Here is a 14,730-nt window from a genome sequence, read left to right on the forward strand (position 1 = left end):
GCGCTCGAACGGGATCATGCGCCCTCTCGCTCCTGGCGCACGATCCAGCGCGGCCAGAAGCGATCCTGATCCGGCAGGACGCGCACGAGCTCCCGATGGATCTCCTCCTCGCTCCTGAGCCCTTCCGGCAGCGCGCCGGTCTCGCCGCGCATGAGCGCCTCGGCGGCCTCGATGGCGCGCTCCGCTTCGATCGAGCGCGCCTGCTCCAGGCCGAACACCGGGGACGTGAGCCACCCGATCGCGTCGCCGCGCTTCGCCCAGGGGAGCTTGCGGACGGCAACGTCGGCGCCGTCGAGCTCGAACACGAACAGCTTGTCCCTGGCCGGCTTGAAATGCGGCTCCATCGACGCGAGCACGAGGGGCGAGTGCGTCGTCAGCAGCACCTGCGGGCGCATCGAGGGAGAGAGCCCGCTCAGGGCGCCGAGGAGCGCGGGGACGATGTGGCGTTGCCACTTCGGGTGCAGATGCGTCTCGGGTTCCTCCATCAGCACGACGATGCGAGCCGAGGGCTCCCAGCCGATGAGGCGTGACGCCTGCACGTGCTCCGACCAGGACCACGCAATGAGGTAGGAGAGCGCGAGGATCCGCTTCATCCCGGCCGAAGCGTGGACGATGGGAATCGTGCCGTAGGGCAGCTCGATGGTTGGGAACTTGCGCACGTCGTCGAGGTAGAGCCGCACCGGCTTGCCGGGCCGCATCGTCTCCTCGGGGTGGGAGAGCTGCTGCAGCACGCGGCAGAGGAGCTGGAACGGGTGGGCCTCGTCGCCGTCCGCTGCCTCGAGCTGCCACGTCACCCAGTCCTGGACGAGCCCGTTGCAGACGGGTTTGCCCTCGTGAACGAGCCCGTCCCAAAGTTGTCTTTCCTCGAAGAGATAGGGCTGGGGGTCAGGCGAAGGCGACGACGAGAGCCGATGCAGAGCGCTGCTCATCGAAGGAATATTTCGACAGGGATCCCAGACGGAGCACGCGCCATTCGTGCGGATGTGGAGCACCGGGACAAGGCCGCGCACCCACGAAGAGATGACCACCCCGGAAGGAGTGTTGGTCCAGCCGCGCCCCATGTCGCGCCCAAATCTGTCGCGCCACTGCTGAGCAACGCGCTCGTACTTGCTTTCGAACTCCTCCGATCGAGCACCCGCATCGGCTTCCCCCGAGATGCGCGCGCTCTCTTCCTTACCCGGCTGCGGCAGCACGGCCCGATCCGTCCACGTTCCGGTGAGCGCCCACCATGCGACCTCGAGCACGAAGCTCTTGCCGAGCCCGTTGTCTCCGGTGAGCACGTTGAGCCGCTGGCCGAGCTCCAGGTCGAGCTGGTCGGCCGGCCCCACGCCTTCCAAGTGCAGCGATCGCAGCATCCTGGTTCCGCGTACCACACCCCCAGTGGCCCCGGCCAAGCGTCTCACCGCCATCTCGCCCGACGTCCACACCCGTAGCGCCGAGGGGAGGGTCTGCGCGGCGGCCGGGGGTGGGCGCGGCGAGCACCGACCGAGGTGCCATAAGGTCCCGGGAGGGCTCCACGTCTCAGGCGCGCCTTGTGTGGCGCGCGACGAAACGTCCCAGGTGGCAAGGCCCGAAGGGAGACATGCCGGGTGGTGGTTCATGCGCAAGCTCCGCGCTCCCGCCTCGGCGGATGGCCGAGCGCCCACCCGCGGCCGCCGCGCAGACCCTCCCCTCGGCGCGGCCCCCCGGAAGGACCGCCCCCTCGGCGCCCTACTCGTCCTCCGCCTCCCCCTTGTCCCCTCGCAGCCCGAGCGCCTTGAACTTCTTGTACAGGTGGCTCCGCTCGAGCCCGAGCCCCCGGGCCGTCGCGGCCATCTGCCCTCCGTGATGGCCGAGCGCCTCCTCCAGGATCGCCCGCTCGGCCTCCTCCGCGAGCACCCGGAACGGCACCCCCGGCCGGAAGAGCCCGCCCTTCATCGCGGCCTGCTGCCCTCCGAGGCAGACCTTCACGTCGCCCTCGTCGATCATTTCGTCCGGCGTCAGGATCACCAGCCGCTCGATGATGTTGCGCAGCTCCCGCACGTTCCCCGGGAAGCTGTAGGCGACCAGCATGCTCATCCCGCCGTCCGTGAACGCCATCCCGGGCCGATCGTTCGCCTGCGTCGCGAGCGCGAGGAAATGCCGCGCGAGCAGCGGCACGTCCTCACGCCGCGCGCGGAGCGGCGGTAGCGACAGCGGCAGCACGTTCAGCCGATCGTAGAGATCCGGCCGGAACTGCCCCTCCCGGCACGCCGCCTCGATGTCGCGGTTCGTCGCCGCCACCACGCGCACGTCGACCTTGATCGTCTCGTGCCCGCCCACGCGCTCGATCTCCCGCTCCTGAAGCACCCTGAGCAGCTTCGCCTGCATCGCGAGCGGCATGTCCCCGACCTCGTCGAGGAACAGAGTCCCGCCGCTCGCGCGCTCGAACTTGCCTCGCCGCTGCTTCGTGGCGCCCGTGAACGCGCCGGCCTCGTGCCCGAACATCTCGCTCTCGATGAGCTCGCTCGGGACCGCGGCGCAGTTCATCTTCTCGAGCGGCCCGCGCGCCCGCTTCGACGCGCCGTGGATCGCGCGCGCGACGAGCTCCTTGCCAGTGCCGCGCTCGCCCGTCACGAAGACCGTCGCGGTCGCCTTCGCCGCGCGCGCGATCTGCTCGCGCAGGTCGAGCATCGCCCGGCTCTCTCCGATGAGCTCGCCGACCTGGCCGGTCTGCGTCCGCAGCGCCTTCGCCTCGGCCTCGGCGCGGACGAGGCGCAGCGTGTTCTCCAGCACGAGCAGCAGCCGATCGGTCGAGAGCGGCTTCTCCAGGAAGTCGATCGCCCCGAGCCGCGTCGCGCGGACGGCAGCGTCGACCGTCGCATGGCCGCTCATCATCACGACGGGCAGCTCCGAGCCCAGCACGCGTATCCGCTGGAGCAGCTCCACGCCGTCACCGTCGGGCAGCGAGACGTCGAAGAGCGCGATGTCGTAGCTCCGCTTTGCGAGCTTCTCCTCTGCCACCCCGATGCCGCCGGCGACGTCGACCGTGTAGCCCTCGAGCGATAGGGCCTTCTGGAGGGTCGTCAAGATCGCCCGCTCGTCGTCGAGCACCAGCACATGTCCGCGCGGCATGTTTGCCAACGTAGCGCGGAACCGCCGCGGCCGATGCCCGCCGGCTGCGCGCCGACGCTGGAGCGCAGGCGCACTCCGCCGGAACCAGTGGGTGGACGGGCGTGGAGAGTGCGTCGAGTGCGCGTCGGCGCCGGCAAGAATCCATGGCCGCGACCCGACGCGCGAGGTGGCGTGAGGCGGCGTGAAAACCGCGCTCTCCGGGACCGGCGACGCCAGCCGCGCTTCCGCGCCGCCGCGCGTGGAGAAAGGGGGATCCGGCTTGCGCGCGCTATGGTAGCTTGGCCCAGGATGTCTCCCGACGGTCTTGCGACGGCGGAAGGAGATCTGGAGCGGACGCCGTTCGCTCATCTTTTCGTCTATGCCGTCGAGCACCGGCTGACCGGCGCGCTCATCCTGGTGGATCCCACGGGCGCCGAGCACACGCTGCGGATCGTCCGAGGGAACCCCGTCAAGATCCGTCCGGGCGACGGGTATGCCCGGTTCGGAGAGATCTTGCTCGAGGAGGGGGTGATCACGGCCGAGATCCTGGCGGACGCGCTCGCGACAAGGGGCCTCCTGGGGGACGTGCTGCTGCTGTCGGGGTGCGTCGACGCCGCGACCATCGACTGGCTTGCCCAGGTCCAGTTCGTGCGACGGATGGTGCGCCTGTTCGAGCTGCCTCCGGAGACGAAGTACCGCTACTTCGACGGCCTCGACGCGCTGGCCGAGTGGGGGGGAGATCCCGCGAAGGTCGATCCCCTCGCGCTCCTCTGGGCGGGGCTGCGCGAGCATGGCGAGCGCTCGACGCGCCTCCAGCGGACCCTGGAGCGGATCGGGGCCGTGCCCCTCCGCCTGCACCCCGCCATCGAGCCCGGCCGCTTCGGTTTCCGTGACGGCGAGCTTGCCGTGATCGACGCCCTCGAGAGCTCCACGCCGACGCTCGCCGCGCTCCTCCGATCCGGGGTCGCGCCCGAGCCGACCGTGCGCAAGATCGTCTACGCCCTGGCGATCACCCGCTATCTCGATTTCGGGACAGGCGTGCCCGTGGGCGCGGAGCTCTCGTCGAGCGTGCCGCCCGCCAGCGCGGCGAGCCTGTCGCTCGGGCGCGTGCAGCTGCGCGCGACCGTCCATCGCGTGGGCGCGGCCGCGCCGGATCCGGCCGGGGACGGGGAGCGCGCGCCGGTGCTCGTTCGCGGTCGCCGCCGAGATCGTCCTTCCTCGGAGCCGTCGCCCGTCTCGACCGTCGCCGGCGCGTCCCCGCTCAGCGGAGGCTCGCTCTCCGCCGCGGTGGCCGCCGAGCTCGCCAGCGCCGCCGGCCTCGACGTCAGCCGCGCGGCGGGCGAGCCGTCCGATACCGACAGGGATCGCGAGCCGTGGGGATCGCTCGCTCCGACCGACGAGGGCACCGCCGGCGGTCCGCCGCGTCCCGAGGACCCCTGAGGCGAGCCACCCGCTATATAGGCCGCCGCGATGCCTGCGCCCGCGCGACGCCTGCTCCCCGCTCAGGTCCACCTTCCCTCCGGCGGCGTGGCGCGCCTGTCGGACGCCGCCGCGCGCACTCGCGCCTCGTCCGTCTTCGGCGCTCCCGCAGGCCGCGGCGGCGGCGAGCGCGCAGCCATCGGCAGGTGCGCGCTCGACGTGCAGGTCCTCGCGGGCCCGTCGGTCCTGGCCGACGCGCGCGGCATGCCGCTGGATCCTCTCAGCCTCCCGCTCGCCGACGCTCATGTCCTGCGCGCGCTCCTCGCGTCTGCCGGCATCGTGCCCGAGGAGCCAGGCGCCTACACCTGCGAGAACTGCAGCGCCCCGTTCGAGGTCGCTCCGTCGAGCCTGCTGGAGATCGGGCCGTTCACCGATGGCGAGCTCGACGATCTGGAGCTCGATCGCCCGTTCGACTTCGGCGTGTCGCACCCGATCCCGGCGCTGCGCGTGGGTCGCGCCGTCTGCCGCGCCGTGCGGCTCGTGGAGCGCACGGTCGAGGAAGCGATGCCGCTCCTCCGCCTGCCCGACGACGGCGTCCTCCGCGTCACGCCATCGCTGGTGGTGGCCATGGGGATCGCGGCGCTCGGCCGTGAGCGTCGCGCGCCGGTGATCGCCGACGCGCTCGCCAGCGCTCCCGATGAGGCGTGGGCGGCGATCGTCGACCTCTACCACGAGGCGCGCTACCCCGCGCGGCTCCTCGCCGTCCACCGCTGCCAGGGCTGCGGCGCCCGCAACGATCTCGACGTGCCGCTCGAGCGGGAGCTCGCGCGCGCCCCGCTGCGCGCTCCCGGCGCAGACGCGGACGAGCTCGGGGAGCCCCGCTCGACGAGGGCACGGGCGAACGCCTCGAGCGCCTTTCCTGATCTCGACGGCTTCGAGGCGCGCGTCCGCGCCGCGGCCGAGCGCACCTACGAGGCCCGCGGCGTGCGGAACATCGATCTCTTCATCGATGCTGGGGTGCCGGCCTGCGACGACGGAGGCGAGCCGCTGCTCGGCTGCTACACGCCCGGGACACCCGCGGATGCGCTCGGGATCGCCCATCCTCCGGAGATCCGGATCTTTTATCGGACGTTCCGGTTGGAAGCTCGCGAGGATCCCGGCTTCGACATCGACGCGGAGATCGAGGAGACGATCGACCACGAGGTGACACATCACCTGCACCATCTGGCTGGCAGCGATCCGCTCGACGACGAGGAGCACGAGCAGATCACGCGCGAGGAGCTGCGCCGGGTGGGCCACGCCGAGGCGGTGCGGCGCGCCCGGCGCGGCGCCCTGTCGGACGTCGCCGGCTTCGTGCGCGCGACGTGGCCGGCCTGGCTGATCGCGGCCGTCGGAACGGCCCTCGCGTGGTGCGCTGGCGGGCGCTGACGTCCAGCGCCGCGCGGGGAGCGCAACCATGCGCCCGCCGCTTTCTTCGAAGCAGGAGGATGAGCTGTCTATACTGCTGGGACAGCAAGAAGATGTGCCGGGGAATACCGGCTCCTCGAGCGCGCTGTGCTCTTGCCGAGGATCGTGAAGACGAAGAGCTCGCCGGCCGGCACGGCCGGGTCCACCAAAGCGCCACGTCCAGCCAAACGGGGTGGCGGTGCGCAGAACCGCCGGGGAAGTCCGGATGCGGTCGAGAAGCGCCGGGCCGCGCGCCGGTTCAACGAGCTGCTCCTGGGCGGCGGCGGCCGCGCCGGAGACGGCCGTACCGAGCGCCGGCGCCGGCGCCTGCTCGCCGAGCTGGCCGAGGGTGTCGCGCGGCGAGGCAAGCGTGCGCTCAAGCCGATCGACGTGCTGTCGCGCGTCGAGGAGCTCCTGGAGCTGGGCGAGCCGCTCGCCTCGATCCGCAAGGCGTATCCGCCCCCGCCCCCGGTCGAGGTGACGGCCGAGCTCGTGGAGGGCCTGAGGCACCTCCACCGCGCCTACGGTTTCTCTGCGGACGTGTACCGGTTCGTCGGGCTCGACGCGCACGCGCTGCGGAAAGCCGGGGTGCTGCGGGGCGGCGAGCGCGGAGACGAGCGCGGCGTGTCCGCCGAGGCAGCGCGCCGCGGGGCAGCTTGACCTTGCCTGCCGGCGCGGGGATAACCCGCTCCGATGCGCGCGAGAACGCTGAAGCTCCCCCTCGGCGCGGCTGCCATGGCGGCCGTGTGCGCGGCGTCGACCGGCCTGTCGCTCCGCGCTGAGGCCCAGCCAGCGGCCGCCGCGGACGCCCCGGTGGCGCGCGTCGGCGACGCGGCGATCACGGCGTCGGAGGTCGAGCGCAGGCTCGCCCAGGTCCCGCCGTTTCAGCTCCAGACCTTCGGGCGTACCCCGGAAGCGATCCGGAAGAACTTCGTCAGCCAGGTCCTCGTGCGCGAGCTGCTCCTCGCCCAGGGGGCCGCCGCGCAGAAGCTCACGGAGCGCGCCGACGTGCAGGATCGCGTGCGCGGCGTCCTGCGCTCCGCGCTGCTGCAGCGGATCCAGGCGGAGGCGGCGGCGAGCTCCCCGGTGACGGACGAGGAGGTCCGTGCCTATTACGAGGCCCACCGCGACAGGTTCAGCTCCCCGGCGATGGTGGCGCTCTGGCGCATCCTCGTCGCGACGCGCGGGGAGGCCGAGGCGATCCTGGCCGAGCTGAAGAAGGACCCGTCACCCCAGCGTTTCAAGGACATCGCGCGCGAGAAGTCGCTCGACAAGGCGACGAGCATGCGCGGCGGCGATCTCGGCTTCGTGGCGTCCGATGGCACGACGTCCGAGCCGGGGCTGAAGGTCGACCCGGGGCTCCTCTCGGCTGCCGCCGCGGTGAAGGACGCGGAGCTCGTGCCCGAACCCGTGCCCGAGGGCGATGGCTTTGCTGTGCTGTGGCGGCGCCAGAGCAGGAAACCCGTGAGCCGCTCGCTCGAGCAGGAGGCGCCATCGATCCGTCAGATCCTCGCGCACGGCAAGGCGGAGGCGCAGGTGAAGCAGCTCCTCGATCGCCTGCGAGCGCAGGACGTCTCCGGTCACGCCCCCGAGCTCGTGGACCTCATCGACATCACCTCAACGGGCGATCTGCAGCCGAAGAAGCGCCCGGGCACCCTCGCGAGCGGCCGGCGTCCAGGCGCGCCTCCGCCCTCGCCCGTGCCGCGTCACGACATGCGTTGAGGCTGCCGGCGCGCACGGACGGGCGCTCGACACCCCTCGGGGGCGCCGCCCCCGAGGGCGCTGAACGGCGTGTCAGCTGAAGGCGATGGCGAGCGCGATGGCGGCGAAGCCGGAGGCGATGGTGAGCGCGAGCGCGGCGATGCTTCCGGCGCGTCGAGCGCGCTCGGCCGCATCGGGGTGGAGCGCGTAGACGCCCAGGAGCAGCGCCATGGAGGCCTTGCCCGGTACCCGAAGCGAGGCCGAGAGGACCTGCTCGGCTCCCTTGGTGCCGCCCGTGATGAGCATGGCCAGCGCGCCGAGCGGGCCAGCCATGAGATCCCAGCCGCACGCGTAGAGCCCGAAGCGGAGCGCGCGCCGGCGCTCTGGCCGCGCGCCCTGGCGCCGCGCACCGAGGTCGAGCGCGGCGCCGTGCAAGGTGTGCGCGAGCACCATCCACACGGTGACCGCTGGAACGCCGATCGCGAGCCACTGGAGGGCGCTCGCGCGTGCGGCCGGATTGCGAGCGAGCTCCAGCGTAAGGCCCGGCAGCGCCAGCGCGACGAGGGGCAGGAGCGCGGCGATCATCGAGAGGATCGCGAGCGTCTCCGCCAGCAGGGCGAAGCGCATGGCCGCGGGGAGCGCGCCGTCGGGGATCGTCGCGAAGAACGTCTCGGCCCCCAGCGTGGTTGCCCTTGAGGTGGCCCAGAGCCGCGACCAGACCCCGCCGATCGGGCGCTCCCACGGGACGATCGCGACGACCCCCGAGCCCTCGTCGCTCGCCGCGGAGCACCCCGCGCAGTCGGGCTGTCCGCAGCACGCGCAGAGCACCGCCGCGGGGACATCGAACGCCTCGTCGTCCCGCGCGAGCTCACGGCGTACGCTGGCAGATCTCTTGGCCATTGCGCACCTTCGAGCAGCGGACAAAGGCCACTCCCATCAAGGTTACGTCGCACGAGCGGGCCTGTCGACCCGAGATGCCACCGACCACGCGCTTGGCTTGCTCTCTCCTTCCGCTTCCCGCTTCCCGCTTCCCGCTTCCCGCGCCGCGCGATTCCGGTGCGTCCTCCTGGCAGCGTCGATCGGCGTCGGCGTTGGCGCGCAAGATGTCTCATCGCGGACGACGGCCATCGGTTGACATGGCGACGTCGGAACGCCGGGCGTCGTTGGTCAGGGCGCGGGGCGTGCGCGCTACGTGCTCAGTGCAGCACCTCGTCGCCCCGCCGCCGCTGCCCCGTGGGGAGGTCGTCGATCCTTCCTCCGAAGAACGCCGCGGTGAACAGCGCGAGCAGCGCGATCGCCCCGGTCGCGTAGAGCCCGTAGCCCCACGTGAAGCGGACGGGACGGAGCAGCGTGCTGCCCGGCGTGAACAGCAGGCGCATCGCGACGGTGACGAGGGCGACCGCGGCGAGGAAAGCGACGGCCACGCGTGCGCCGCGCATCTTGTGGATCGACCGCCGGGTCAGCGCGAGCGGGATCATCACGAAGAACGCGACCGCGGGGGCCCACATCCAGCCGAGCCGTCGCGCGAGGCCGAAGCCGCTGAGGTCGCGGAGCTCGGGGGCCGTCTCGTGGATCCACGGCGCGAAGAACGCCGCGAGCCCGAGGAGCGCGAGCGCGAGCAGGGCGCCCCGGCCGCGCCCGGCGTAGGTCCACGGGAGCGGTTCCATGTGCGGCGGGAGCGGCTCGTCAGGCTCTTCTAGGAGCGCGTCGTACGAGGGGGGAAGCTTCGCGAGCGACTCCAGCCGGAGGCCGCAGGCGGGGCACGTGGACGCCTCTTTTGCCTCGAACATCTCCCGGCAGAAGGGGCAGGCGTGAAGCCCGGTCATCGAGGCGGGAGGATAGCGCACGGCGAGCGGCGCGCGCGCGAGCGGCGCGCGCGGGGCAGGGCCGCATTCCGGGGTTCCACCGGGGCGGGGCTTAGCCCATAGTTGCGTCCCATGGGCAAGCGTGATCGGCTCTCGGACGATGAGATCGCCGGGTTCGTCGCTGCTCACCCGGGCTGGGTGCTGGCGGGCGAGCAGATCGAGCGGAGCTACTCGTTTCCGGATTACGGGACCAGCGTGGGTTTCGTGATGCGGATCGCCCTCCTGGCCGAGCGGCGCGATCATCACCCGGACATCGCGCTGTCATGGGGCAAGGTGCGGGTCGTGTGGTCCACGCATGACGCTGGCGGTCTGACAGCGCTCGATCTGGAGCTGGCCGAGCTGACCGACCGCTTGAGCGCGGGCTGACGCTGCGCGTGGGCAAGGTGCTGGGGATGCTCCCGAGCGAGCTGCTGCAACGTCTGGATCTGGGGCTGGAGGGGGAGCTGCCGCACCTCGAGGAGGCGCTGACGCATCCGAGCTTCTCGAACGAGCAGCGAGGCGGCCGGCGCGTGGACAACCAGCGCCTCGAGTTCCTGGGGGACGCCGTGCTCGGCCTGTGCGTGACGGAGCTCCTCATGGAGCGCTTTCCGGGGGCGAGGGAGGGGGAGCTCTCGATGATGCGCTCGGCCCTGGTCAACACGGACGCGCTGGCGGCGTGGGCGCGGGGGATCGAGCTCGGCGCTGCGCTCAGGGTCGGGCGCGGCGCGGAGGTCGCCGGGGAGCGCGACCAGACGAACGTGCTCGCCGACGCCACCGAGGCGCTTGTCGCGGCCCTGTACCTCGATCGCGGCTTCGAGAGCGCGCGGGCGCTGAGCCGGAAGATCGCCGCGAGCCCGCTCGCGCAGCTCGCGAGCGGCAGCATGCTCGGGCGCGACGCGAAGAGCGAGCTGCAGGAGCGCGTGCAGGCGCGCGGCGCGGCGTCGCCGCGCTACCGCCTGACGGGCACGGAGGGGCCCGACCACGACCGCGCGTTTCTCGTCGCCGTCGAGGTCGACGGCCAGGTCATCGGCACCGGCCGGGGCCGATCGAAGAAGCTTGCGGAGCAGGCGGCCGCGCGTGCCGCGCTCCTTTCGTGTGCCGCACCAGAACCGGCGGCCGCCGCATCCGATGGACGGGCAGCTGTCGAGGCCCTCCAAGATGCACCCGAGGGCAGGGGGGGCCCGCCGTCCGGCGGGGTGTCCTCCGAGCAAACCGTGAACGACCGAGGACCCAGTCGATGATCCGTCACCTGATGCTTGCTTTCACCTTCGCGCTCTGCTCGCTCTTCGTCGCGCTGCCGGCCTGGGCCGGGAGCTACCTGGACAGAGCGAGCTTGCTGCTCGACGAGGCGCGCAGGGAGGGCGACATGCTCCTGCCGCGGACCCATGACAAGGAGCTCGTCATGGTGGTGCATGCGCTCGCGGAAGCGCGCGCCAGGGTGGCGAGCAAGATGGAGTGCCCTGGCTCCGTCTCCAAGGCGCACCCGCACCTCCTGCTCGTGCTCGAGAACAGCGAGCGCGCTGCCGACGCGGCGGCTCAGGGCAACTTCAAGAAGTTCGTGGAGTACCTCACCGTGGCGCGGAACGAGGACCGCGCATTCCGTGCGATCCTCGCCGAGCTCGGCTACGCGCTGCCCGATCTGAGCTCGAAGCGCTGAGGCAGCTCAGGCCGCGCGCGCCCCGAGCGAGCCGCGTCCGAGCGGAACGGATCGGCGCTGGGGCCCGTGGCGAGCGACCCCGGCGCAGCGCGCCTCAGAACATCGCGCCGAGATCGATCCCGAGGGTCCACTGCGACCCGAGCCCGGCGAACTTGTTCTCGCCGTCGATCTCGTTCGCCGCGCCCTGGTTGGCGTCCTCGGGGCTCACGATGTCGGTGATGAAGTGCGCGCCGAGCTTGACCATCTGGAACCGCAGCTGCGCGCCGAAATGGAGCCGGTGGCGGTTCATGCGCACGGCGTCGAACACCACGGTGTTGTTGAAGTCGGCCTGGGAGCCGCCCTCGCACACCGGCTGGCCGTCGTGGGGGAGCGGGTTGCCGTCCTGCCCCTGCACCGGGTTGGCAGGCGAGTTCACCCCTCGGAAGTTGCAGAAGTTCACGGCGTCGGTGTTCGGGGTGAGATCGATGAGCCCCGAGTCTCCGAAGATGCGGAGCCACTGGTAGCCGACGTAGGGGGTGAGCACGACCGTGCCGGCGATCGGCAGGGGCTTCGAGATCTCTGCGTCGGCGCCGGCCACGGTCAGCTGGAACTCCTCGGTCCCGGTGACGGTCCGGACGCTGCCGCCGACGGCGAGCTCCGGGAGGATCGCGGGGAGCCCTCGGCGGAACCCCTCGAACAGCGACCAGCGCACGTCAGCGCCCGCGCTGACGAGGCTGGTGTTGGCGAGGAACCCGACGGCGCCCGTGAGCTCGAACCCGAACGGAAAGCCCTTGCGGACCTTGAGGGAGTAGTGCTGCAGGAAGGAGTCCGGGCTCCGGTTCTCGATGGAGAAGTTCTTGCTCGTCGGATCCTGCGGTCCCTGCGTGCCCTGCTTCCAATAATCGGCGTCGCTGTCAATCTTCGTGTAGTTGGCCTCGATGCCGATCTCGAATCCGCCATAGCCCGTGGTCCGCGCCGAGTGCATCGCCGACGGCGCCACCGCGAAGCCGTACTGCGCGATGAGCTTGGCGAACGCAGCGTCGTCGGTCAGGCAGCGCTGATAACGGGAGGCGGGGTTGTAGTAGAGGCCATTCTTCGGCCCTGTGATGCGGCAGGGCACGGCGCCGCCGACGCCCGGCTCCGGGTCGCGCACGAGCCGCGCGAGCGCCGGATCCATGGCGTCGGCGGCCGCGAGCGAGGACGACGCCACTCCTGCGAGGGCAATAGCCGAAGCGATCCAGCACGATGCGCGCATTCCGTGTCTCCGAGGCGGGAGGCTACGTGTCCGCTCGTACAGCCGTCAAGCGAACAGAGGGGCCTCCGTCCGTTCGGTTCGCGTTTTCCGCGCGACCGCGTGGGCCGGCTATCTCTCGAGGCGGCGCTGGCGAGCCAGGCCGCGCGCGCGATCCCCCGCTCGGGGGTTGCGGCGCGCGGCCTCGTCGCGGAAAGAGAGGGCGTGCTCAAAGATGGTCGCCCCCGGCTCCGTGCGGCGCCGCTCGATCCGCCGTTCCGGATCGTGCTGGTGGAGCCGGAGATCCCGCAGAACACAGGCAACATCGCGCGGCTCGCCGCTGCGACGCAGAGCCCCTTGCATCTGCTCGGGAGGCTGGGCTTCCGCATCGATGAGCGGAGCGTCCGCCGCGCGGGGCTTGACTACTGGCACCTGGTCACGCTCGAGCAGCAGCTCGACATCGCCCACTTTCGCCACCATCACCCGAACGCTCGGCTCCGCCTCTTCAGCGCGGTGGCTCCGCGGAGCTACCTCGACGCGGACTTCCGGCCAGGCGACGCGCTGGTGTTCGGCAAGGAGAGCGTGGGCCTCGACCCCGAGCTCCTCGCCCGGATGCCGGACGACGTCTTCGGCATTCCCACGCTGGGTCCCGTGCGCTCCCTCAACCTGGCCAACGCGGTGTCCATCGTCCTGTACGAGGCGCTCCGCCAGGTGGGCGCGCTCGCCGGCGCCGCGCCGGGATAACGGCGCGTAACGGTGCGTAACCGCGGGGAAGAGCGCGATCTGCCGCGACGTCACCCCGGCGCCGGCGGCCGCGCGCCGTGGACGTCGGCGACGCGTCGTTCTAAGGAGAGGGCGGCATGGTCATGCACCGGCAACCCGCGCGACGTGACGTCCGACGGCCAGCCGCGCGCCTCGTCCGGGCCGGCGTGGCGGTCGCGCTCTCGGTCGCGGCGCTCGCCTCCGCCGGATGCAGCAGGCGGCCTCCGAGCGGCACGCCCGACGGCGCCGTCCGGGAGCTGGTCGCTCGCCTGCGCCAGCTGCACGGCGACCCGGCTGACGCCAAGGCCGCCTTCGAGCTCCTGTCGCGCCGCGCTCGGGACAACCTCGCGTCGCGCGCGCAGCGCTACAGCGCCGCGACCGGCAAGGCGATCGCGCCCGAAGCGATGATCACGCCGTCCCGCTTCCTCTTGCGCTTCGAGCCGCAGCGCTACACCGCCCAGATCGCCGGCGCCCACGCCCTCGTGGACGTCGCCGGCCTGCTCCCGGGAGAGCGCGTCCAGGTGCCCTGCGTCTACGAGGACGCGGGGTGGCGCGTCGATGTGGCGCTGCCGCCGCTCCCTCCCGTGCAGAAGCGTCCGGGCAGCGATCTCTGAACGCGCCCGAACCGACGGTGCGCGGCATTTTCGGCCCACAACAGGCCCACAAAAGCCCGGAGGCCGGCAGTGCCGGCCTCCATCGGCAGCGGCCGCAGGGCCGCTAACCATGAGGTAACGCCTCAGTTGGCGAGAAAGATCGCCTCGATCTCGGTCTTCACCTGCTCTTCCGTCTGACCTCGGGCGATCGCGATCTCCTTCACGATCAGCGTCCGGGCGGTGTCGAGCATGCGGCGCTCACCGAACGAGAGCTGCTTGTCCGTCTTCAAGCGATAGAGGTCGCGGAGCACCTCGGCGACGTCGTAAATAGAACCCGTCTTGATCTTGTCCATGAAGCCGCGGTACCGACGGTTCCAGGTCTGGTTGTCGAACGCGATGGTACGCTCGCGGAGGATGTCGAAAATTTCCCGGATTTCCTGTTCAGAGATGACCTGGCGAAGGCCGACCGCGCTCGCGTTGCTGACTGGAACCATGATCTTTCGATCCGTGTCCAAGATGCGGAGAACATAGAATCGCTGACGGTTGCCAGCGATGTCCTTCTCCTCGATGTTGACCACCTCGGCCACGCCTTGTGCCGGGTAGACGGCTTTGTCGCCCACCTTGAACTGGATCTCCGAACGAGCCTGCATATCGTCTCCTTTGCCTTCCACCCCGCCGTCCTTTTAGTTTTTCGTCTGCCTCCCGAAATCCCTTCGGGGGGCGTACGTTGCACATGCGGTTGAACCTGGACCCGCAGAACCGACACACACCGTCACGCATTCCGAGAAAAGAACCATGAGCCGCCGCTCGAGACCGCTGTGCGAGAAGCAGGAACGCGAGCACCCGCCATGACCCGCGAGAGGTCGGTGCTCTGGCGTGCACGGCGGAATCTTGAGAAGCGGCGGTTGAAGCGGACGGTTGCGGGCGGAAGGGATTGAGGTTGGGGGAACGGCCCTTTTGAAAAAGGGCCGGTTTGCGCCAGGCGCGCGCACTCTAGTGAGCCGGCCGAGATACGTCAACGAAAAT

Annotated in this window: 15 protein-coding genes; 9 read left to right on the plus strand and 6 right to left on the minus strand. The window is 71.2% G+C overall.

Translation table 11 applies throughout. The annotated features are described in order from the left end of the window. Positions 1-14: 14 nt before the first annotated feature. Positions 15-1,355 (minus strand): AAA family ATPase, encoded by a 1,341-nt coding sequence (locus WME79_RS09230; protein WP_437534294.1) that lies wholly within the window; start codon positions 1,353-1,355, stop codon positions 15-17. A gap of 355 nt (positions 1,356-1,710) precedes the next feature. Further along, positions 1,711-3,093 (minus strand): sigma-54-dependent transcriptional regulator, encoded by a 1,383-nt coding sequence (locus WME79_RS09235; RefSeq protein WP_437534296.1) that lies wholly within the window; start codon positions 3,091-3,093, stop codon positions 1,711-1,713. A gap of 288 nt (positions 3,094-3,381) precedes the next feature. Between WME79_RS09235 and WME79_RS09240 the strand changes: the two genes are divergently transcribed. The 4 genes from WME79_RS09240 (at position 3,382) to WME79_RS09255 (ending at position 7,659) form a co-directional block, all read left to right on the plus strand. After that, the gene (locus WME79_RS09240) at positions 3,382-4,512 is read left to right on the plus strand and encodes a hypothetical protein (RefSeq protein WP_437534298.1); all 1,131 of its coding nucleotides are present in this window, start codon (positions 3,382-3,384) and stop codon (positions 4,510-4,512) included. 30 nt (positions 4,513-4,542) lie between these two features. Further along, complete coding sequence (locus WME79_RS09245) at positions 4,543-5,919, plus strand: metallopeptidase family protein (protein ID WP_437534300.1); 1,377 nt, start codon at positions 4,543-4,545, stop codon at positions 5,917-5,919. A gap of 144 nt (positions 5,920-6,063) precedes the next feature. Next, positions 6,064-6,597 carry a hypothetical protein gene (locus tag WME79_RS09250; protein WP_437534302.1) on the plus strand — a complete coding sequence of 178 codons (534 nt, stop codon included), beginning with the start codon at positions 6,064-6,066 and terminating at the stop codon, positions 6,595-6,597. A 33-nt stretch (positions 6,598-6,630) separates the two neighbouring features. Beyond that, a complete protein-coding gene (locus WME79_RS09255) occupies positions 6,631-7,659 on the plus strand; it encodes a peptidyl-prolyl cis-trans isomerase (RefSeq protein WP_437534304.1) in 1,029 nt (342 codons plus the stop codon). A gap of 72 nt (positions 7,660-7,731) precedes the next feature. Here the strand turns inward: WME79_RS09255 and WME79_RS09260 are convergent, their stop codons facing one another. Both WME79_RS09260 and WME79_RS09265 read right to left on the minus strand, forming a co-directional pair. Beyond that, positions 7,732-8,538, minus strand: coding sequence for a hypothetical protein (locus WME79_RS09260; protein ID WP_437534305.1), 807 nt, complete (start codon positions 8,536-8,538; stop codon positions 7,732-7,734). A 296-nt stretch (positions 8,539-8,834) separates the two neighbouring features. Next, positions 8,835-9,464 (minus strand): hypothetical protein, encoded by a 630-nt coding sequence (locus WME79_RS09265; protein ID WP_437534306.1) that lies wholly within the window; start codon positions 9,462-9,464, stop codon positions 8,835-8,837. Between the two features lie 111 nt (positions 9,465-9,575). Here WME79_RS09265 and WME79_RS09270 point away from each other — a divergent pair, with 111 nt between their 5' ends. The 3 genes from WME79_RS09270 to WME79_RS09280 are packed head-to-tail and all read left to right on the plus strand — an operon-like array spanning position 9,576 to position 11,139. Then, complete coding sequence (locus tag WME79_RS09270; protein WP_437534308.1) at positions 9,576-9,869, plus strand: 4a-hydroxytetrahydrobiopterin dehydratase; 294 nt, start codon at positions 9,576-9,578, stop codon at positions 9,867-9,869. A 26-nt stretch (positions 9,870-9,895) separates the two neighbouring features. Continuing rightward, a complete protein-coding gene (gene rnc / locus WME79_RS09275; protein ID WP_437534310.1) occupies positions 9,896-10,723 on the plus strand; it encodes a ribonuclease III in 828 nt (275 codons plus the stop codon). A gap of 11 nt (positions 10,724-10,734) precedes the next feature. Continuing rightward, positions 10,735-11,139 (plus strand): hypothetical protein, encoded by a 405-nt coding sequence (locus WME79_RS09280; protein WP_437534311.1) that lies wholly within the window; start codon positions 10,735-10,737, stop codon positions 11,137-11,139. Between the two features lie 94 nt (positions 11,140-11,233). On the opposite strand, the gene WME79_RS09285 is transcribed toward WME79_RS09280, so the two are convergent. Then, the gene (locus tag WME79_RS09285; protein WP_437534313.1) at positions 11,234-12,328 is read right to left on the minus strand and encodes a hypothetical protein; all 1,095 of its coding nucleotides are present in this window, start codon (positions 12,326-12,328) and stop codon (positions 11,234-11,236) included. A 246-nt stretch (positions 12,329-12,574) separates the two neighbouring features. On the opposite strand from WME79_RS09285, the gene WME79_RS09290 reads away from it, so the two are divergent. Together WME79_RS09290 and WME79_RS09295 are read left to right on the plus strand one after the other, a co-directional pair. Next, complete coding sequence (locus WME79_RS09290) at positions 12,575-13,093, plus strand: tRNA (cytidine(34)-2'-O)-methyltransferase (RefSeq protein ID WP_437534315.1); 519 nt, start codon at positions 12,575-12,577, stop codon at positions 13,091-13,093. 122 nt (positions 13,094-13,215) lie between these two features. After that, complete coding sequence (locus tag WME79_RS09295) at positions 13,216-13,725, plus strand: hypothetical protein (RefSeq protein WP_437534317.1); 510 nt, start codon at positions 13,216-13,218, stop codon at positions 13,723-13,725. Positions 13,726-13,847: 122 nt separating this feature from the next. Here the strand turns inward: WME79_RS09295 and WME79_RS09300 are convergent, their stop codons facing one another. After that, the gene (locus WME79_RS09300; RefSeq protein ID WP_012234339.1) at positions 13,848-14,354 is read right to left on the minus strand and encodes a CarD family transcriptional regulator; all 507 of its coding nucleotides are present in this window, start codon (positions 14,352-14,354) and stop codon (positions 13,848-13,850) included. Between the last annotated feature and the right edge of the window lie 376 nt (positions 14,355-14,730).

The organism is Sorangium sp. So ce726 (assembly GCF_051521405.1).
Taxonomy (GTDB): Bacteria; Myxococcota_A; Polyangia; order Polyangiales; family Polyangiaceae; genus Sorangium.

Coding starts and splice junctions, on each gene's coding strand:
- WME79_RS09230 (WP_437534294.1), bottom strand. CDS start 1,355: ATGCTGCGATCGCTGCACTTGGAAGGCGTGGGGCCGGCCGACCAGCTC.
- WME79_RS09235 (WP_437534296.1), bottom strand. CDS start 3,093: ATGCCGCGCGGACATGTGCTGGTGCTCGACGACGAGCGGGCGATCTTG.
- WME79_RS09240 (WP_437534298.1), top strand. CDS start 3,382: ATGTCTCCCGACGGTCTTGCGACGGCGGAAGGAGATCTGGAGCGGACG.
- WME79_RS09245 (WP_437534300.1), top strand. CDS start 4,543: ATGCCTGCGCCCGCGCGACGCCTGCTCCCCGCTCAGGTCCACCTTCCC.
- WME79_RS09255 (WP_437534304.1), top strand. CDS start 6,631: ATGCGCGCGAGAACGCTGAAGCTCCCCCTCGGCGCGGCTGCCATGGCG.
- WME79_RS09260 (WP_437534305.1), bottom strand. CDS start 8,538: ATGGCCAAGAGATCTGCCAGCGTACGCCGTGAGCTCGCGCGGGACGAC.
- WME79_RS09265 (WP_437534306.1), bottom strand. CDS start 9,464: ATGACCGGGCTTCACGCCTGCCCCTTCTGCCGGGAGATGTTCGAGGCA.
- WME79_RS09270 (WP_437534308.1), top strand. CDS start 9,576: ATGGGCAAGCGTGATCGGCTCTCGGACGATGAGATCGCCGGGTTCGTC.
- rnc (WP_437534310.1), top strand. CDS start 9,896: ATGCTCCCGAGCGAGCTGCTGCAACGTCTGGATCTGGGGCTGGAGGGG.
- WME79_RS09280 (WP_437534311.1), top strand. CDS start 10,735: ATGCTTGCTTTCACCTTCGCGCTCTGCTCGCTCTTCGTCGCGCTGCCG.
- WME79_RS09295 (WP_437534317.1), top strand. CDS start 13,216: ATGCACCGGCAACCCGCGCGACGTGACGTCCGACGGCCAGCCGCGCGC.
- WME79_RS09300 (WP_012234339.1), bottom strand. CDS start 14,354: ATGCAGGCTCGTTCGGAGATCCAGTTCAAGGTGGGCGACAAAGCCGTC.